This window comes from Bacillus sp. R86525, from assembly GCF_042466195.1.
GTDB classification, from domain to species: Bacteria; Bacillota; Bacilli; order Bacillales; family Bacillaceae_G; genus Bacillus_A; species Bacillus_A nitratireducens.
In genome coordinates, this window is the sequence record NZ_JAXHPX010000010.1 from 80,260 (window position 1) to 101,518 (window position 21,259).

Annotated in this window: 12 protein-coding genes and 3 pseudogenes; 9 read left to right on the top strand and 6 right to left on the bottom strand. The window is 32.3% G+C overall.

Going from position 1 to position 21,259, the window contains the following annotated elements; genetic code table 11:
- Positions 1-37: 37 nt before the first annotated feature.
- Both gntK and gntR read right to left on the bottom strand, forming a co-directional pair.
- Positions 38-1,573, bottom strand: a complete 1,536-nt coding sequence (gntK, locus tag SJY24_RS30575) for a gluconokinase (protein WP_377867396.1) — start codon at positions 1,571-1,573, stop codon at positions 38-40.
- The gene (gene gntR, locus SJY24_RS30580) at positions 1,566-2,297 is read right to left on the bottom strand and encodes a gluconate operon transcriptional repressor GntR (RefSeq protein ID WP_377867397.1); all 732 of its coding nucleotides are present in this window, start codon (positions 2,295-2,297) and stop codon (positions 1,566-1,568) included. Before gntR ends, gntK begins: the two co-directional genes overlap by 8 nt.
- Before the next feature lie 549 nt (positions 2,298-2,846).
- On the opposite strand from gntR, the gene SJY24_RS30585 reads away from it, so the two are divergent.
- Together SJY24_RS30585 and SJY24_RS30590 are read left to right on the top strand one after the other, a co-directional pair.
- Positions 2,847-4,544 carry a helix-turn-helix domain-containing protein gene (locus SJY24_RS30585; protein WP_377867398.1) on the top strand — a complete coding sequence of 566 codons (1,698 nt, stop codon included), beginning with the start codon at positions 2,847-2,849 and terminating at the stop codon, positions 4,542-4,544.
- Positions 4,545-4,786: 242 nt separating this feature from the next.
- Positions 4,787-4,945 carry a hypothetical protein gene (locus tag SJY24_RS30590; RefSeq protein WP_001179369.1) on the top strand — a complete coding sequence of 53 codons (159 nt, stop codon included), beginning with the start codon at positions 4,787-4,789 and terminating at the stop codon, positions 4,943-4,945.
- A gap of 267 nt (positions 4,946-5,212) precedes the next feature.
- Here the strand turns inward: SJY24_RS30590 and SJY24_RS30595 are convergent.
- Together SJY24_RS30595 and SJY24_RS30600 are read right to left on the bottom strand one after the other, a co-directional pair.
- A pseudogene (locus tag SJY24_RS30595) lies at positions 5,213-8,290 on the bottom strand (type IV secretory system conjugative DNA transfer family protein).
- Positions 8,262-9,812 (bottom strand): replication-relaxation family protein, encoded by a 1,551-nt coding sequence (locus SJY24_RS30600; protein ID WP_377867399.1) that lies wholly within the window; start codon positions 9,810-9,812, stop codon positions 8,262-8,264. Before SJY24_RS30600 ends, SJY24_RS30595 begins: the two are co-directional and overlap by 29 nt.
- 531 nt (positions 9,813-10,343) lie before the next feature.
- On the opposite strand from SJY24_RS30600, the gene SJY24_RS30605 reads away from it, so the two are divergent.
- From SJY24_RS30605 to SJY24_RS30615, 3 genes are all read left to right on the top strand, one after another.
- Positions 10,344-11,030: a hypothetical protein gene (locus tag SJY24_RS30605; protein ID WP_377867400.1), complete on the top strand. Its 687-nt coding sequence runs from the start codon at positions 10,344-10,346 to the stop codon at positions 11,028-11,030.
- 577 nt (positions 11,031-11,607) lie between these two features.
- A complete protein-coding gene (locus SJY24_RS30610) occupies positions 11,608-12,042 on the top strand; it encodes a hypothetical protein (protein ID WP_001006721.1) in 435 nt (144 codons plus the stop codon).
- Entirely contained in the window at positions 12,042-13,490 is a 1,449-nt protein-coding gene (locus SJY24_RS30615) for an FtsZ/tubulin family protein (RefSeq protein ID WP_046960420.1), read from the top strand. Before SJY24_RS30610 ends, SJY24_RS30615 begins: the two co-directional genes overlap by 1 nt.
- Positions 13,491-13,515: 25 nt before the next feature.
- On the opposite strand, the gene SJY24_RS30620 is transcribed toward SJY24_RS30615, so the two are convergent.
- Positions 13,516-14,265, bottom strand: coding sequence for a MerR family transcriptional regulator (locus SJY24_RS30620; RefSeq protein ID WP_377867401.1), 750 nt, complete (start codon positions 14,263-14,265; stop codon positions 13,516-13,518).
- Between the two features lie 2,933 nt (positions 14,266-17,198).
- Here SJY24_RS30620 and SJY24_RS30625 point away from each other — a divergent pair.
- Both SJY24_RS30625 and SJY24_RS30630 read left to right on the top strand, forming a co-directional pair.
- On the top strand, positions 17,199-18,338 hold the full coding sequence (locus tag SJY24_RS30625) for a YibE/F family protein (RefSeq protein WP_377867402.1): 1,140 nt from the start codon (positions 17,199-17,201) through the stop codon (positions 18,336-18,338).
- Positions 18,335-19,105 (top strand): YibE/F family protein, encoded by a 771-nt coding sequence (locus SJY24_RS30630; protein ID WP_377867403.1) that lies wholly within the window; start codon positions 18,335-18,337, stop codon positions 19,103-19,105. The genes SJY24_RS30625 and SJY24_RS30630 overlap by 4 nt, the downstream gene beginning before the upstream one ends.
- A gap of 244 nt (positions 19,106-19,349) precedes the next feature.
- Here the strand turns inward: SJY24_RS30630 and SJY24_RS30635 are convergent.
- Positions 19,350-19,511: pseudogene (locus tag SJY24_RS30635) on the bottom strand (RNA chaperone Hfq); the annotation flags it as partial.
- A 731-nt stretch (positions 19,512-20,242) separates the two neighbouring features.
- Here SJY24_RS30635 and SJY24_RS30640 point away from each other — a divergent pair.
- A complete protein-coding gene (locus SJY24_RS30640) occupies positions 20,243-20,449 on the top strand; it encodes a hypothetical protein (protein WP_377867404.1) in 207 nt (68 codons plus the stop codon).
- Positions 20,406-21,112, top strand: a pseudogene (locus SJY24_RS30645) (IS6 family transposase). The gene SJY24_RS30640 and the pseudogene SJY24_RS30645 overlap by 44 nt, the downstream one beginning before the upstream one ends.
- Positions 21,113-21,259: the final 147 nt, after the last annotated feature.

Genomic DNA, 21,259 nt, shown 5'->3' on the forward strand with positions numbered 1-21,259 from the left:
GATAGAAGCGAGGCGTGGGGGATTACTGATGAAAGTTTTACTTTATTAAATTTCTTTGATAATTTGCAATTCGTGTATAATCGTCTTCTAGCGCCCTTGATAGGTTAATAAATATCGGCAGTAATTGTCTGTATTCTTTTGTTGCTTCTTCTTTCGGTGTATGTTTGTAGGTACTGCCAACCATTTCGGAAACGATTTCAAAAGAATCAATTTTTCCTGTGGCATAGAGACCTAATATACATGCACCTAGACAAGAGCTTTCGTAGCTCTTTGGAACAACGACTTCAGATGCGAAAATATCGGACATCATCTGTCGCCAAACGTCAGACCTTGCGAAGCCGCCTGTTGCTTGAATACGGGTTACAGGACCATCCATGCATTCGGTTAACGCTAAGAATACAGTGTATAAATTATATATAACGCCTTCTAAAGCTGCACGAATCATATGTTCCTTCTTATGTGACATCGTTAAACCGAAGAAGGAGCCACGTACATCTGGATTCCATAATGGTGCACGTTCACCTGCGAGGTATGGATGGAATAATAATCCGTCTGCACCAGGTCTCACGCGTTCAGCTATTTTAGTTAATACATCGTATGGATCAATTCCTAGTCTTTTCGCAGTTTCTACTTCTGATGAAGCAAGTTCATCACGAATCCAGCGAAGGACCATTCCGCCATTATTTACCGGTCCACCAATTACCCAATGCTTTTCCGTTAAGGCATAACAAAATATTCTTCCTTTTTTATCTGTTTGTGGCTTGTCAATGATGGTCCGAATAGCACCACTTGTCCCAATTGTGACAGCAATCTCACCTTTTCGAATTGCATTCACACCTAGATTAGAAAGCACCCCATCACTGGCACCAATGACAAACGGTGTTTGTGAATCGATACCAATCTTTTGGGCTAAATCTGGATTGCAGTTGCTAAATATTTTGGTAGTTGGTACGAGTTCAGATAATTGATCAGGTGTTACACCAGCAATTTTTAAAGCTTCCTCATCCCAATCTAGTGTTTTTAAATTCATCATACCCATGCATGAAGCGATGGAATGATCGACAACATATTGATCAAAGAATTGTTTAAAGATATATTCTTTGATTCCAATATATTTTTTCGTTCTAATAGCAATTTCCGGATGGTCATTCACAATCCATGTAATTTTACTTAATGGTGACATCGGGTGAATAGGCGTTCCTGTTCGTCTATAAACTTCATGGCCATTCAGTTCATCTTTGATTTTATGTGCCCATGCCTCACTACGATTATCTGCCCAAGTGATACAAGGTGTCAGCGGCTGATCATTTTCATCCATAGCAATGACACTATGCATAGCACTGCTAAATGAAATAAACGATGGTTTTTTATCTGAATGCTGTTTCGATATATTTGATATCGCTTGTAAAACAGCTTGGAAAATCTCTTCTGGATCTTGTTCCGCTGTGGATATATCCGGTGTGCGAAGTGGATAACCAATATTCTCGGTTTGGATGACCTCGCCTTTTTCAGTAAATAAAACTGCTTTCGTACTTGTTGTACCGATATCTATACCTAACATATAGCTACTCATGTCCTTGCTCTACTCCTTTAGATAACATTTGTTGTGACATCCAGAGATCTTCAACTTTCCCTTGAACATCATCAAAATTTTGATGTAAGGCCTCAATCATGAGGGCTCGATCTTTTGATTCGATTGCTTTTATATAAAGCTCATGATTTTTAATAACCCGTTCAAAGTCTTCGTACTTTTCCTTGAAACGAGTACGCATTGATAAAAGGATTAAGCTTTCCATAACAGGCTTTAAATTATTCCAGATCATCAGGATGTAGGAATGCCCAATGGTTCGAATAATCGTTTCATGGAATAAGAGATCTTGATAAGAAAACTCATCAGAATCATGATATTTAATGGCGATTTTCATCATTTCCATTATTTTATTTAGTTCTCTTACTAAATCATTTGTGTCCATCTTTACAAGTCGCTCAAAGATAAACGTTTCTATAAGTAAACGAACATCATATATTTCTTCGATTTCTTTCTCGGTTAAACCAATGACAACTGCGCCCATTCTTTCTAAGCGAATAATATTTTCAGAAGCTAGTACTTTTAATGCTTCACGAACGGGTGACCGACTTACAGAAAAATCGGCAGCTAATTTATTTTCTGATAGGATGGTACCGCTTTCAATTTCGCCTACAATAATGCGCATTCGCAGTTCGCTCGCAACACGATCACCTGTAGAAGCTTTTGAAAGCCATTTTTCAGGATAAAGAAATTCCATTGATTTCGTCATAAATTCACCTCGTGTTAATCAAGTATACTTGTATACAAGTATTATAACTCGGATTTTTAATTATGCAAGCGCTTTTATTTTTTGTTTTGGTTCTTTTAGAGGAAAGCCCCATAATTATCAAGCTAACAAGTCGAGTCGTCCCAAAAGCTTTTATTGTTGATGAAGAAGATTTAGGGAATGGAAAACTGAAGAATACGATATCCAAGGACTTACATCAACCTATTTACTACTCGGGTTTACAATTTTTTGAATCAAAAATATAGATGTTAAGAATGTAACAGTAACTTAATTTGAGCATTAAAAACTTTTAAAAATTGAAATTGTATTGTAAAGTAATGATTTTACAAATAGAAGCAGTCTTATATAATTAAAGACAAGTAAAGAGAATTTAAATAATCCACAATAGAACGAGTAAAAATCAACAAGTGTGCGGATTATTCGGATAACATTTCAACTTAAAGGTTATGTAGCCATCATATAGCTATGACGTTTCATAGTGTTAGGATTTAAATTATATTGGTTATTAACATTGTTAGGAGGTACTTAAATATGGAAAAAGTATTAGTATTGTTCAGTGATGCCCTCCTACTTGCTGCTCCAATTTATGAAGAAAACAAGCAGTTATGGGCCAAATGGAATAAATACTATAAAGAAGTACAAGAGAATCACGATAAATTAGTAACATCAGCTAATATGTCCCCTTCCTTTTCAACACTTGTTTCTTGGTTAGGTCAGAAACAAGAGCAAGGAATATCATTGTTGAACATTTATGCCAATCTGGATAAATATAAAATTGAAATTCAAAATGTATTAGATAAGATCATTGAACAAGAATTTGGAGAAAAAGTTGAAGCAGTTGAACCAACTCAAATTTCAATTTTTGAAGATAGTCAGGTAACAGAACATATAGAAGATATATCGGATGATTACTATCCTGTAACCAATGACGCAATGTATTATCAACTACGTGATGGAATAGCAAAAAATCATTTTGAGGAAGATGAAGCAGTAGCAAAACCGGTATTGCCATTAGAAACGAAAAATTCAAGTGGAGTTGCACAACTATCCTCACATAAGGATGAGGACTTGAGACTAGTTAACACAAACGAAGCAGAAAGATGGTCTATATTGGTTGATGGAGTAATTAGTAATATGGATGACCTTACAGCAGATTGTTTGGATACTATTACAATTCAGTGGTTAAATCAAGCTAAATCTCCAGACGAATTCATAGATTTTAGTTATGAAAACGTATTGGAATTGTGCAATATGCCAAAAGCATCTGCAAACGGTGTAGAGTATTATCGCGCAGAAGATAAGATAAAAATAGCACAACGTATAGCAGCTTTAGCCAGTATCTTTATTTATTTGAATGATGATAATGAAGTTGTAGTACTGAACGATCAAGCAGAAACTGGGAAACAATTCGAAGTAAAACGTGAAGTAATCAAAAGGCTATTCGTACTCGATTCTGTAGTGTTATGGAGAGATAAGAATACTAATGAATATATGGGAATAGAATCCTGTAAGATTAAACCAGGTAGTTTCTTATCAGGCTATTTGTATGGCTCTAATAGTACAACTGCTTTATTATCGAAAAAAGCACTAGAGTATAATAGCTATAGACATAAGTTTCATAAACGTTTAATACGTTATTTATCATGGCAGTGGAGAATCCGTCAGCAATACAGTACTTTAAAAAGACCATACTCCATTGGTGGAGAAAAAGGTTTACTATCTGTAATGGGTATCAAAACTACGAATGGACGTCCACATCGAATTCGAGAACAACTAGAAAATGTTTTAATTGACTTAGAAAAAGAAAATGTCATTTCACATTGGGCATATGCAGAAGAATTGGATGAAACAAAGATAGGAGAACGCAATTGGTTTAAGAATTACTTTGAAAAGTTGGGAATCATTATTTTACCTCCAAAAGAATTGATGAATAATATAGATAGTATGGTGAAGAAAAAGACAATAGATACGCAAGAGAAGCAAGAGGAGCGTTATATTGCAGATACGGTAAAACAACCTACTGTAGGATCAGAGGATATGATTCGAGAGAAAATTATGAATCAGCATATGCATCAAAATAAAACAATGCGTGAGATAGCAGATGAAATAGGTCTATCCCCTGCTACGCTATCTAGATTCTGTAATAAAAAAATGAAGCGTATTTCAAAAAGCGTTAATGAAAAACTCAACAAGTGGTATGAGAGACAAATGATTATAGAGTCTATGTAAAAAGAAGCAGATACCTTTACAGAGGTACCTGCTTCTTTTTAGTTTGTTCATTTTCTACATGTATTGCTCCATAATCGCGCTCGATATTGGAATAATTTCAATTTGCTATTCCTAAAAACAGAAACCACGTATTTAATTTCCCCTCCTTTACTTTACGTGAAATTCGTTCAACTACTCGGGGTATACCGAGTGTACTTTTGTACAAAATAAGATTGTTAAATGTTAAATTGAGGAGGGTTTGTATGCAAAATCATAAAAAAGCTATAGAGAAGTCTGGTTCTATTATGAAACCAAATTTTGCAGAAACTGATGCGCAAAAAGTAAAACAAGAAATTCAAAATGATGTAAGAGCAGGACAAGGAGCAATGACTTCCCGAGAAGCTGGGGCAATGCGAGATTAGGAAACCACTCCTTACTGAGTTTTAATTTTCTTCTTTAAAATCTTATTCAGTAAGGAGTTATTCCGTAATCTGGCCCGATTGCTAAATAGGAAAAAATCCTGCACATTAACACAGAATTCTAATCAAGTTTTGCTTTAAGGCCACAATTCTGGTTTTGTTTCATAAAAAGTCTTTTTTTCGGAAATATGCATCTTAAAAAATAAGAAGGTAGGAGTTTACAACCCACACCTCCTTACCGATAGAAATATTCGTTATATGCATAGCTTATCAATCATAATCAATTTCACCTTCGATATATTGACTGAGTTTATCCTTAATTGCCGCACTTTCTGGAGTTACTTCTGCCACTTTCCGATTGTGAAGTCGAGAGGCCCCTTCCATTTCATCTATATGTAATGTGTTTTCATCATCTTGAGAAACAGTAGCAGCCATTTGTTGCTGTAACCATTGCATTGTTAAGTTAGATGTTGTATTTTTACAATTGATTTCTGCAGTTCTTTGAATTTCCTGTTCCTGCTGATTATGAGTTACAGTTGATGTGTAAGCAGGCTCTCTATATTGTGGTGTATGCTTCGTCCTTGGCACTTCTATTGGAGTTTCAGTAATAACTGGTGCTTTCTTGATAAGTTCAATAGGCTCTCTATGTTTACTTCTATCTGGCACATTCTCTTTTTGCACATTAATCACTTCATTAATTTTTGCGTGTTCTGTTGTATTAGAAGTAGGAATTGATGCTATAGTTTCCCCTTTTTCAAGTCTTGGAGCAGATTTTCTTGAGTTATCTTGCACAGGTTGATTATTTGTTAATTCATCTTCATTGTCAGTATCATCTTCGTTATTGTAATAATCATAAGTATCAGGATTTAACTTCTGTAACCAACCTTCTATTGCAGTCGGCACTGTTGTAGGTGTACTCAATTCCTCAATTACATTTTCTTCACTATCAACATCTGTATCTGTGACATAATCATCATATTTAATTTCCGCATTCAATGACTCTTCTCGAATTTTCAACCAATAAGCAGCTGCTTCTGCATCAACTTGAATTTTAGCTGTTTTAAACTCAATAGAAGGAACAAAGTTTGCATTTACTTGTATTCCACCTTGTGGGGCGTTATCTTTTACAATTTTAGCAGCACACTGGAATGCTTTTTGAATCAATATATCATTTTCAGATAGAATGGGTACCTCTGTTTTCGAATAAGAGTAGGATGTTCTACGGGTACTTTGTGTTTTCGTTTCAGCTGTTACCATATCAATTTCTTGATCACCTTCACGTGCCTCATAAATTGTTTTCGTACCCATAAGTTTACTAAACAATTTAGCGTCTTCATTAGTAACATCACCATAAACAAGTTTATTACGAAATGTACCTAACAGGATATCCATGAATCTTGGGCCATGTTCAATTGCTAATTGACTAATGGTTTGTGCAATAACAATTAAAGGGGCTTTATATTTACGTGATTGAGCAGGAAAACTTTTAAATGCTTTATAAATGTAATCAGCAAACTCATCGACTAAAACAGGATGGTAAGGAGATACGTTAGGCTTACGACGGAAAACGGCATTCTGCACGGCATACAAACATAATTTACCGAATACATCAGATAAATCAGAAAGTTCCCCTTTCGCAGTATTGATTAAAAGGATGCCTCCAAATTCCAAATGCTTTTCAAAGTCAAAATCTGATGGACCACATAGTACACGACGGAGCAGAGGTTGAGCTGAAATATCATTTAATGTGTTTCGTAAACCACGAACGAAGGTTTCTTGTTTATCGATAATCTTTGGCTGCCCATAGTATTTCCCTTCAGTATGATAAACAACTTCCCCTCCCCCACGACCGCCAGAAATTTCAGGCACATAATTTAAATCAAACCATTCATCAACTTGCTTCAATATGCGCCAATGATTTCTCTCATCTCTATCAGGTATAGATTCAATATCATTTGGAAGTCGCCCTTTTAACTTAAGATGCATCTCAAAAACGAGGTTAGCATCATTATACATATCAATTAAATGTTCAAATCTAGCTTCAAATTTTGAATCATGGAGTTTTAACAAGTAAATATGTTGTTTAAGATGGGAACGCTCAGATTGAACGAAGAAAGGATTTCCTGCTCCATTATCAGAGAGCCCCGTTAATACTGAACATAACATCTCAGCAACTTTATCAACTGGACCACGTACGAAATTTATTGAAGGGGTATCAGGATTTGTTGGATCTAAATAGAAAATAACACTATCGGGAATCTTGTGTGCCAATACCAAGTTATATACCTTTTCGCAGAAGTTATTAGATGGCTCGATAACTGTAAGACCATTTACCTGCGTTCCTTTTACATCCTCTGAATGATAATCTTTTCTTGCATATAAGGTTTTAAAGTTATTAATCATTGAAGCCATATAGTCAAGAATTTGATTAGCAATTGGTAAACCTAGTGCAGCTGATTTACCTGTACCAATGTTACCGATGATCATTATATTAAGTGTTAAAGACTTGCCTTGTATTACTGCCATTTCCCGTGTAGCACTGTTAGGACCAAGAAAGATATCGGGTTCTGGCAATTTTGATGGATTTTTTTCAGTGAAAAATCTGTGTAATGAAGTAGCAAGTTTCCGTTGACGATCATCATTCAAAAAGGAAAGCATCCAACCAGGTATTTTAAATACGTATTCCCATTTTCCGAATTCATCTAAAAGCTCTTTTTTATGTTCATAAAAAAACTTAAAGAGCCATAAGAGCACGAGAATAATAATAATTACAGGTATAGCAAATACAAGGTGCATGATATTACTAAAATTTGAAAGTATAGTAGCCTCTAATCCTTTGTCATTTAGTGAAACTTCTCCAGCTTTCGAATTTAAGAATGGAATAAATATCTTAGCTAATGGAACACTAAACGCCCATAAGTACTGGGCAACTATACCAATTAACATCATCTAGAAAATAAACCATCTACGCTTTATCTCCTGATAGGTCTTAACCTTGGTTGATAGTTGCCAAGTATAAATTAAAATCCAAAAGCTAAAAAAGGTTTCAATGTAATAATTAATTTCAAACGGATTACCGAAGATACTTAAAGTAGGTAATGGAGCCCCCATTTGTATTGACCAGAAAGAAGCGTATTTATATATTCCTCTAAAAGCAAAATACCAAGCTAGCAGAAGTAGTAATGTCACAATATAGTAAGATGAGCGGGCTGCTAAACGATATTTCCAGCTTTTTGTAATGTCGATTGTAACTGTATAGGAATTTTTTTTGCTCTTTCCGGCTTTTGGATCCTCCCCATTACCTGGTGCATTATTGAGTTCAGCATTTTTTTGAACTGCATTCTCCAAATTCTTGTTTCACCCTCTCTTTTAACGAATAAAAAGCAGCGGTGAAATTAAGTAATTCAGCAGAAGTAGCCAATAATATATTCTCTGGTGCTATGGAATTGTGATACAAATCAGTAAAAATGGCTTGCTGCCCATGCTCTAATTCATCCGCTTCATATATCCCCCAAATCTTAATTGGGTTTAGTGTTCGGTGTTGATTTTGCATGGCCAACAATCCTGATAATTGTTGTAATTTAAAGTGTGTGTTAACCTCCCCCACCTTAAGTATTGTTAATATACATAATATTTCTAAGTAATCTAAAGATTTTTTTTCTTCATCAGGTGATTTTTTTCGTAATACCAAAATGTCATCTGTTAGCTCAAGTAGTTTAGAATGCTGAATCCCTTTCGCTTGCATTCCATTTTTATTAGATATCCACTCTACAGAATAAGGGAAAGAAGAATTTATATTTAAACGTTCAGTGATTTTTTTGAGAAGATGACTTTTGCTTAAACTATTAACTTCGCGAATTTCTTGAAGAATATTATTTATTACAAGTGCCGATCCACCCATATTGCATACGTAGACATTTAGGTTATTCACTACACTTAAACGTGGTATATTGCTGAAAGCTTTTTTAAAATTTGTTACACGTGTAGTCCTTTTTTTGTAAGTAGAAATTGTGTGATAGGAGTCATCAATCACTGAAAATAACACGTAAAACTGTTTAGATGGGTTAGCAGCAGCGATATCGAGATATTTTTTTAGTTTATTTTCTAAAAATGGAATGTTTTCTGATCCAGTATCAACTTCAATATTGATAATAGAATCGTTACAAGTAAGAACCCAATCAGGAATGATTAAAGGGTTTCCCTTTGAATCGGGATAAAACTCTTTAGATGGACGAAATGAATAAACGAGTTGAGGTAGATCTGGCTGGAAGGAAACGGGTTGAAGTTCTGGCTGAAACATTTCGCGATACTCTTCATCTTCGTATAAAAAGTAAACATTATTTGAATTGGAATACATTAGGTTGGGCAACTGTAAGTTTTGCTTCACAATTGAGTTTAGTGGAAAAAGATAATCGCCATTACCACCTACAATTGCACCGGTATGTTCATTTTGGGATTCTGCTTCAAGTAGATTTAGCACAAATTGTGTAATAGCTATATTGTGTTCATATTGCCTTTTGGTAACAAAAGAGGTACTGCAATCAGTGATTAATTTTAAACGATATAATATTTCTGCTCCCTTTGAAGCGATAGAAACGAAATCTAATGTAAAGCCACGCTTTTTTCTCACACTTATATTTTCTTTTTTTATTAATTTCATTTTTGCCCACTTAGTTAACTTGGATGAAAACGTTGTTCGACTTATAGGCTCCCCATTTATCAATTCATAAAATTTACGTAATTGAATTTGAGATACTGTTCGTTGTTCATATAAAAACAAAACTGTAAAAATGTCAGAACGATTAAAATAAACCCCACGATCATTTTCTCCGACGATATATTTAACGGTATGATCAAATGACTTTTTCAATTTTAAACACTCCCTTGATATGGAAATAATATACGGAAACTTGCATAAAATCGAGTGCAATTATCATGAAATGAAAGTAATTAATGTTGGATAAATTAAGCAGTTCAGTACATAAAAATAATTAATGTATATTTTAACTGAAAATTACAAAAAAGTAATCCGTTATCCCCTATCAACTCTTGGTTTAAAAACACATATTATTTCGTCAGGTGTGAGTAATAAACTTCAATGTTATCAAGTAGAAATTTGCTATTAGAGTTCGTCATACGTACTTCGACATAGATAAGAGAACATATGACGAACTCTAATGATAAAAAAAGGGTTCGTCATATGTACTTCGCCATGTAGGTGTAGACTATCAAAAATAGTTAAAACGTACAGTGAATATACTTTTGCATAGATGAAATTAAATATTAAACAGAATTGCATTTAATTCTGTAGAGGTATCCGTTTGTCAGAAGGAAAAATCACATCATAAAAGAAATAAGTAAATAAACATAATAAAGTAAATGAAAATTATGTTTATTTCATATGTTACAATCTGATTTAAGGGGTGAAAAAATGCGGAATTTGAACACAGAATATGGGCTAATAAAAACAATTATACAAAGTGAATTTGAAACAGACGCTCTGTATAACAAGGTAACTAACACATTAAATAACGAATATGAGATAATTCCATTACAGTTTGCTGCTCTAGATCCTTATAAAATCTACAATACTTCACAAGTTAGTAGAATATTGAGACTAAAATCTAATAAATTAAGGTATTTAATTAACAGATACGGTGAATACATCCAATTAATAAAAAAAGGAACTAAATATATTATTTCATTTAAAGCTGTATACAAGATTTATTTAGTACATCTATGTTTAACAAAGAAATTAATTAGTTTATCTGGGTTTAATCGCTTTATGGCTTTACATGTGAGTTATAGTGATTATATTGATATGAAATTGACAAGTTATACTGACAAGTTTGTAGAACTTAATTTCAGAGAAAAACAAATGAATGAAAATGAATCACAATTTTATGTGTTATTTCTGCAAATCTCAGAAATAACTACGGAATTAATAAAAGAAATAACGAAATATAACATGACATTGACATCCCCTTTCCTTTCTGTAGACAACCAACAGAAAAATGAGTTATTAAAAAAGAAGAAGGATCATAAAGATCTGTTTAATAAACTAAGTGTTTTATATAAAACTATATAGTTAAAAGAGTAATACTTAAGAAGTATTACTCTTTTTTTATAGGGTTATATACACGTTTTGTTTATAAGTCTTTCATATAAGACCTTTAAATGAGTCGTGTAATAATTCGTGGTAATATTCTATTGACATGAAATTAATATAAAAGCATATAAAACCTTTAATAATAAGTATTTATACATACGTCTTATATGTAGTTCGTATATATAAGATGTATAAATAAAATGACCATGATAATAGTACGTTATTTTAGGAGTATTATATATTGGAATTATAATTCTAGATAAAAATATACATAAATACTGCACTCATATTTATTATTTAATAGTTATTGTTAGTTATATGAAACCTGATATTAACATGTTTTATTTAATGCTTATATGAACGGCTTTCATGTACGTCTTATATATTTGACGTTGATATATAGGGCATTGTTTCAATTTTACATTTTGTAAATATTATATAAGTCTTATATATAACAACTTAATATAAGTCTTATATATAATAACTTGATATACGTCTTACAATGATGTAATATATTTTTAGGAATAATTAACCAACGTTTTAAGGGGGGGACAACTTGAACGAGGTATTAAGTGAAAAATATAAACAAAACAAATTCACTGAAGAAGTTGTGGAAATGTTTGCAGACATTATTGAAGGAGACGAAATACTCTACAATGTATTTCATTACATAGGATCTCAAGTAAACAAACAATACCAAGAGACAAAGTATATGAGAGGAATCTCAATAAATGAAATAGTAGAAAGTGTTGTTATTGATAGGAGAGTAAAGAAACCTAAGGGTAAATCCTATTCATTAGAACTTGAAAGAACTAACATTTCAAGAAGATCGGCAGAAGGTAGTGTTGCTACTTTAGCTTCAATGTCATTAATAACAGAAAAAATTATGCATCCGTATAAGTTTTTAATTTCAACTATTAGGGGACAACAAGTATTAGTTGAATTAGGGAAACGTAAAAAAAGTAATGAGAATAAGGGAGAGATAAAATAATGGCAAAAAACTTTCTGAAAAACGAAGTAGCTGTGAAAATGACTATGGTTGGTTTTGGTCAAGCTGGAACTAGAATGGTAGATAAATTTGCTGAGTATAAGCATACAGACGGTACAGCAGTTTATAATTGCCTAGCATTGAATAGTAATGATGGGGATTTAGCTGAACTGAAAAATGTTCCGAAAAGTAACCAAGTTTCACTAAAATTAGGTGGTTTGGGTAAGAATCCTGAGCGTGCTGTAAAGGTTTTAGAATCTAATGAAGAAGCTAAAGATAAATTAAAAGAATTTATAACGGAACGTGTTAGACCAACTGATGAATTAGTACTATTTTTTGCAGGTTTAGGCGGTGGTACAGGTACATCTACAATTATTCAAGCAATTGAAGAATTCTCCGCTTTTCATAATAAACCTGTAATTGCTGAAGAACTTAAAAGTATGGCAATGAAAATTCCTAGAGAAGAATTAATAAAAAATCAACAAAAGTATGCAAGAATTGCTTTCAATAATGCTATTGAGCGTAAAGATTTCATTAAAATGGGTATTGTAGTTACACTTCCAGTTAGAGCTGATGGGCCTGATGTACTAAGACAGGTGAATAAATTTTCACAAGAAATTTGGAAGTTAGCTAATGATCCAGCGAAAGGCGTTGCATTTGTTGTATTTGCAGATAACCAACACTTCTATGATGAGTTTAAGGGATTAAACGAAAATGAGAAAAAAGGCATTGGAAACTCACGAGACTATGCAAACCAACGCATTGGAGATATTATTCATGAGTTAAATACAGCTGCAAATGGTTCAGGAACATCAGTAATTCTAGATTCTCAGGACTTTAAACGAATTTTACTAGAAAGAACAGGCTGTTTAGTAATTAATAAGGTTTCACGTAATATGAATCAAATTGAAAACAGTGAAGAAATTGTAGATATGTTCTCAGAATCATTGAAAGGAAGCTCATTCCATCACCCTATTGACCTGATGAAGACAAATGAAAATGGAGATTTAGAGGCATCGAAGGTACATCATTTTGGTATGTTAGCAATTTTAGATGAACAGAAGAACATTGATGATTCATTTATGGATGATGCAAAAGTAGAAGTGACAAATAAACTACCAATCAATGGAACTGTTTTTAATGGCTATTTAGTGAGTAAAAATGACTTTATGGGCAGCGTGTATACTTTCTATAAGACAGATGCACTACCATCACGTTTATCTAAAGGATTAGTTGAAGAATATAACGAATTTAAGGAAAAACAGAGTCAAATTCAATATACAAAGTCACAAATTAATACTATTGAAGCGCAAGACTCGGACGATGACTTCAATATTAACTTTGGTGATTACTTTGAATTAGAACCAGTTAAAGATGAAGAACCACAAACGCAAAATGATGAAGAATTAGCTGCATTTATGGATCCCGATAAGATGTTTGGAACAAAATAAAAAATAAGCCTGGAATTTTCCAGGCTTATTTTTCTGTTCTCATTACATTTTTCATGTATTCAATCATGTTCTCATCAATATAGTTTTCTATGAAAAGTTGTTTTCTCGCAAGATCTTCCTCTTTTTTAAACCAGCCAACTTTTTTAATACGAGTTTCTTCTGGTTGTGAACTCCACTCTCTTTCAGCTTGTTTTCTTAATTCTGTACGCGCTCTATGTTGAATTATCATATTATCTAGTCTTTCTTGTCTTTGGCGCTCTTTTAACATTTCAGGGTCTTCTGGTTCAGGGAGCACTGCACGTATAGCATCTTCAAACTTTCCTTGATACTCTAATTCAATGTTTTGTAAATGCATTTGAATCTTTTGCTCGACTATTTTTTCAATAGTCGCTGCAGCTTCCTGCATGTTTAATTGGGATGAGACTTCACTGGTTTGATTTTCTGGAGAAACTGGTCTTAGTTCAAATTGATGCGGTAAAAGCTCAATAATTGCATCTAGCGACCACTTTTCATCCCTTTTTAGTTTGATAAATAAAGCTATGTCTAAATCCAGTGTGTTATATAACTTTTCGTTTGTATTATTGGTTCTTAATGTTCCGTGTAACCCCTTTTCCTCGAGGATATTGAACCAATTGTATACAGTGTTATGATGTCGACCTACTAATTTAGAAAACTCTGTTATTCGCCAAGCTTTTTCAAAAGTATCTTCATGACTAGAGTTTGTATTATTGGACTCCATATGTTCAGTTGTATTTTTGTTATCTTGTTCAATCATCGTTATACCTCCTTGAAATATAATGTCCATAGCAAAATGTAATTAACATATAAAATGAGATTAACATGTTAAGTATCTTTCGGCGATATAAACCTCAATACCTTTGTTGATCGACATTCACATGAAATTTGTCATTGATATATAAAGCATCACTTGTTAACATGAAGATGATAAAACAAGCTCTTGAATTAACTATTGTTAATGTCCTGTTAATAATCCGTTAGTTATTAATGATTATTATTGCTATGAAATTAACAAATTAGTCTACAATATATTAATGATAAGAAAATATTAGTGATTTGTAAATAAATTATGAGGATATAGCATTAAACTTAAAGACTTAAAAGCTAAAAAGTATGTATAAATGTAGAACAAAAAGCCCATACTAATAATAAATAAAGGGCTATATTTATTATAATTTATGATACTCGGTAGTAGAAATCTAAGAAATGTATAGTTTATTGGCTTCAGCAGGTCTTTAGAATGCACATGAAGGTTATTGAATTACTATTAATATAAACTCATTTTTTATAGGAGGCACCGCCCTTTACAAGGAATCTCTATATAATCAAAATTGATTCATACAATTGCTACTTTTAGATCGGAAGTAATAAAAAGCGATTTATTATTTTTGGCTACTATCAAAATGCCTTCAAGAATGATATCCTCCCCGACTTATCCAGGGGATTTTGTTATAAAAAAGGCCTCTTAATAGATATAGAATCTAAAACTCTATTTGTATGTATATTCTCAACGTTAGAATCAACAATTGTTAATGTTATGTCAATACGCGTTAATGATAATTGATATGACACTATTATTAACGGACAACAAACTCGATTAACATGTCAATCTCAGGTTATATATCAATGATAAATAAAGAGAAAACTGTTATTTTTTTGACGCTAATAAGAAACTATCGATTGTATGAAGTTCTTGCTAGTTTCTAACCATAACTATAGTGCTTTTAGAGTGTTTTTTGATATTTCGATAGAAATCTGTTGTGGCAGATAAATCTTTAACTAATGCGGATTTTGAAATCCCCAGATCTGCTTTTATGCGCATTGCAACTTTTTAATTGTTAATGTCATATTAATATTAAACGAAAATTGTTGATATAACATTAACAATTTAGACAGCATTTCTCTCTACGCTTTACTTTTAGACTATATGTCAATGATAAACAAAGGGTGAAAAACATTGAACTCCTGTCGTCGCTTATTATTACGATTAAATTTTAACTATGTTTTGATAGTGTGAAAACATTTTCTAGGATAGATCATTACTAGATTCGCCTCGAGCAAACCACCACAGAAGAAAATTTTCACCAAAATAGATTTTGAAAGCTTGAAGACTATAAACATTTCTTCTTTTTTGACGCCTTATTATTAATGTTATATCAATATCAATTAGAAAACTATTAATAACAAAAGAAAACAAGTACTTAACATGTCAATCTCAGGTTATATGTTAATGATAAATAAAGGGTAAAAATCATTGAATTACTGTCATTATTTATTACTCGATTGGATTTTTAGCTATGCTTTGATAGTGTCGAAACATTTCCTGGGATAAATCGTCACTAGATCCACTTCGAGAAAACTACCACAGAAGAAAAAATTCAGCCGATATAGACTTTGAAATCTTGAAAGTTATAAACATTTCTTCTTTTTAACACCAGATTGTTAATGTTATGTCAATCTTAATCGGAGTGATATTGACAGCAAAAGAAAATAATCACTTAACATGTTAATCTTAGTTAACATGTTAATAACAAATGAGAGGTTAAAAATTGGTTATCTTTTCATGGTATCAACATGCGATTGATAGTTTCATGATGTTTCCTTTTATGTCTTACTAGCATTGAAACTTTTTTAAAGGTAGTTTATTAATTAACTCACTTCCGTACAATCTGTTGCAATGGACTATTGTTCAACTAGTATAGATCTTGAAATTTAGATAGGTGCAAACATTTTTGGGAAGCGTCCACTTGTTAATGTTATGTTAATGTTAACCTATGGATACTAGTAATAAAGTTGGTGTACTTCGGTTGACGTGTTAATCTCATTTGATATGTCAATGTCAAATGAGGATAAGATGTATTGATTTTCTGTTGATATTAACATGAGATTGATAATTATATGATTGTTTTATAGTCCTTGGTCTAAATTTTTATAGAGTAGGACTAATTAATTTTGGACAAAATATAAAGTTATGATACTTGTTTACAAGGAATTAATTATGGTTAACAAGAATTCGCATAATAGTGCAATTAATTGGTTAGTAGGGTATATATATACTGTATCAAAAAAGTTCAGCAGAGAAACATTAGTGAACCGTTAATAACGGGGACCCTTATAGCTTGATAAATATAGATTGCTAAAAATAGCATCTGATTCTGAAGAAGTTCTCGCTTCAAAAGGTCCAAAAGGAGTTAAGTAGTGAGATGCCCATGTATAATTATAGAGTGGGGTTTAATAATATTTAGAAGATTATTTGATTAAATAAAGAATATTATGATTAACCTCTAGATTAAACTGAGAATTTTAGGTTCTGGTGCAAAAAATTCAAGACTCTTGCAAGTAATCTCCTAAACTTGGGCATACTGATAGTATGACTCTAAAGAAGGGGCAACGCGTTTTACCGGACAATTCTGTCCAAAACCAGAAACAATGTATTCATACATTGCTTGGCCTAGCTTCATAAGATAGAAATGAAGAGAAAATTGCTATTCTATATTTCTAACTAATATTTTTGCAGCAGAACCAAAGTTTTAATGTTTTGTACCAAACCCCAAATATCCTTGTTATACTAATATACTAAGCTTGTCCTCATGTAATGCCTTTAGATATATTTTTCTCTGAAGACACCTGCAAACAATATATCTTAAATTTGTATTTGTTTTATCCTATTAAATAGTTGGAGGTTTTTTTTTGGATAATGTGCTACTTAAATTAAAAAGAATAACTCGGAAACACATTCTTCTTTATACTATACTACTACTCTGCTTTTCGGCCTCAATTATTTTTGTTCATCACAATTATTCATATTATGAACGCCCTATAGCCAAGGTTATCAAAACTCAATTAGAGTCTTCGTCCGAAATTTTAGATAGGAACAATAATCTCGATAAGATATACACTCAGAGTATAGTAGCACAATTGAAAAACGGGAAAGAGAAAGGACAACTTATCCATTTAGTTAATGAATATTCCTTATCCGGTGGATATGATCAAGAATATCATGTTGGAAATGAATTGTTTGTTTCAATTCATAAGGGCACAGAAAAAAGCGTAAAGATAACTGGAGATATAACAGATGTAAAACGTGATAAATATGTTTTGATTAGTGGATGGATTTTTGTCTTCGTTTTAATTTTCATTGGAAAAAGGCAAGGTTTTTTTTCTATTATAAGTTTGGCAATCAATGTTGTTTTATTATCATATGCATTAGATGTTTACTTGCATACGTTAAATAGCAATTTATTACTAATATGCGGTGTAAGTGTCATTTTAATTATATTTATTTCTTTATTACTTACTAATGGCTTTAACGAGAAAACATTTGCAGCTATTTTTTCCACCATACTAGGAACTTTTATTTCATTGTTAATTACCTACCTTATAATATGGTTAACTGATGAAAAAGGACTTAGATATGAAGAAATGCAATTTTTAACTAGACCTTATAAAGAGGTGTTTATGGCAGGTGTATTAATTGGCTCTTTAGGAGCCGTAATGGATGTAGCTATTACAATGTCTTCTTCTATCTTTGGTTTATATGAAGAAAATAATAACATCTCAATGAAGGCGCTAAAAACATCGGGTATGGATATTGGAAAAGATATTATGGGATCCATGACGAGCATTTTATTTTTTGCGTACATAAGCGGTTCTATTCCGATAATTATTTTATTTTTGAAGAATGCGTCCCCATTAGGTTATACGCTTTCTATAAACCTTTCATTGGAATTAACTCGAGCCTTAGCGGGTGGTATTGGAATTGCGTTAACGATTCCGATAGGTCTATATACAACTATTTATTTTATTAATCGAAAGAAGGCAAGATTATGAATGTATTAGTATTACTGACAGTCATTTTATTTATATTGATGACCTTCATTGGTGGAAAAAAAGGAATACGATCTTTTATTGCCTTATTTCTAAACTTTGGTGTAATCTTTCTGATTATAATTTTTATGTCAGACCCGAGTTCCAACCCCATTGTTATCTCCATGATTGCATGTACGATAATCAGTGTTATTACTCTGTTCTACATTAATGAAATAAACCTTAAAACAATAGCTGCATTTATCTCCACTATTATCACTATTATGATTTTACTATTTTTTATTGTTATAGTAACAAAAAAGACTATGATTCAGGGGTTTGGTGAAGAAGAAATAGAGGAGCTTAGCATATTTTCCCTTCATATTGGAGTAGATTTTATTAAAATTGGAGCTGCTGTAATTATCATGAGTACAATAGGTGCGATTATTGATGTTGCTATTTCTATTGCATCTCCAATGGCAGAAAGATTAAATCACAATCCATTAATCAGTAGGAAAGATTTATTTACATTTGGAATAAGCATTGGGAAGGATATATTAGGGTCAAATTCGAATACATTATTTTTCGCTTTCGCTGGAAGCTATCTAGCATTGTTTTTATGGTTTAAAGATTTATCTTATTCAATTGGGGAAATTGTAAATTCAAAAGTATTTAGTGCCGAGTTGATAACTATATTTTGCGCTGGAATCGGTATAGCTTTGGTTATTCCTATTACTTCGTGGATTACTGCATATTTTTTTATAAGAAAAAGAGATAAAACCGTTAAATAGGATTCTGTTGCAAAGTTTAGGTATGCTTAAATTACTCCTATGAAAATTTTTCATTTTATGCGATTTTGAATATAATTTGTAATTCATCTTATGTCGAAAAGCCGAAATCTGAGATCTGGTTTCGGCTTCGTTTAAATTAAGACTCTTCTTTTACTTTCAAAATATCTACATTACTGACTTAAAATCATTTTTGCCATTTTTAAAGTGGGATAGATTTATAAAGAACCCCGAAGCTCGTATTATTTTATAAAGCAACTGTTGAAATAGCTTGTTTATAAAGGAGTTGTTGCTTCCCATTATTGGAGATTAGCACTGAAAATTTATCAACAGCGATAATGATTCTGGGGACTATAACTCCGTTTATTAGAAAAATCATTACTACTCTTTTTTGGATTCTGTTTTCTAAGTATTGGTGTTGAGAAAGGTTTTAATAAATATTTCATTTTTAGAAATAAAAACCCTAGTTTTCTAGGGTATGGTATAACAGCTCAATATATTTTATTCTTTTATATTGTAACGTAATATTACGTTGAAAACATCAGGTAAATGTAACCAATTACAGAAAATAAGAGCAACTAGCAAAAGCTAACTGCTCAATTTAAGAAAAACGTTTAAGAATGGGTTGTTTATAGCATTTACGAATTATTGGAATTTATTCAAGGAGGAATAGAGAATGTATTTATTGGGAAAATGCAGTTAGAGAATTCTTTAAGAAACAGGAGCAGGAACGAAATAAAAGAGCAGCTAGCAAAAGCTAACTGCTCACCCAAGAAAAACAGAGGAAAGATAACCATGTGTCTATAGTATTTACGGAATATTGAGTTTTATTCAGTTGTTTATATAAGTCTGGATAAAATCTCTTTTACCAATGTCGAAGATCCAATAAGGAGTATTGAGAGGAAAATTATTGAGAATATACTTTTTTTAGGCTTCTTAAACTCTAGATATAAGTTAATGATTGCGCCAATTGCAATAACAATAAAAATAATAAGCCTTAGTGTATCTGGTATGTATAACACTCCTATTAATTACTTAATTGTATTATACAGGAATTAACTTGTAGATTAATGATAGGTAATACGATTTAAGGAAGATTTAAACAAAATAATCCTTTGAATAGAAAGCGAGGTTAAAAGAATGGAAGGTAACGTAAAGCTATTAGGCACAGATGGAATGTGTGGAATGGAGTTTACAGGGAATAAGGTCAAGGTTCTGGTGCAAAAACTTAAGGACAATTGCAATGAATCTATAAATCTTGGACATACTGTTACTATTACTTTAAAAAGGGTGCGTGATTGGTATGGAAAAGGAAAATGTATTCAAATGGAAGCATTATCAGCCTGATATTATTTTGTTAACGGTAAGATGGTACCTACGGTACAACCTCAGTTTTCGTGATTTGGTGGAAATGCTAGAAGAATGGGGTTTATCCATTTCTCATACAACGATTATGCGTTGGGTTCATCAGTATGGTCCTGAATTGGACAAACGAATCCGCCGTCACCTCAAACAAACAAATGACTCTTGGAGAGTCGATGAAACATATATCAAAGTAAAAGGTCAATGGATGTATCTGTATCGTGCTGTTGATTCGAAAGGAAACACAATTGATTTTTTCCTAAATAAAACAAGAGACCAGAAGGCTGTAAAGCGCTTTTTCAAGAAAGCTTTGCGGTCTTTTCATGTTTTAAAGCCACGTGTTATAACAGTCGATAAGAACCCAGCTTATCCTACAGCAATTGAACAGTTGAAAAAAGAAAAAAGCATACCTGATGGTATGCAACTTAGACAACAAAAGTACTTGAATAACATAGTAGAACAAGATCATCGCTTTATAAAGAAGCGAATCCGTTCTATGCTAGGGTTCAAATATTTTGACACAGCTACATCCATTCTTTCTGGAGTAGAAGCCATGCATATGATTAAAAAGAACAGCTTGATTTACGGGACCAGTCTGTCCAAAATCAGAAAGAATTCATCCATCAATTGTTTGGACTTGCAGCATAAGATACGATTCCGTTAGGAATATATGCGCGTTATTCTCTTTTATTTTATTTTTGCACCAGAACCGAAAAATTAGCTTAATGGAAAGTCGAACAAAATAGTTATTTGAAACTATTCACGAAAAAAGAGCACTAAAGAAAGTGCTCTTAG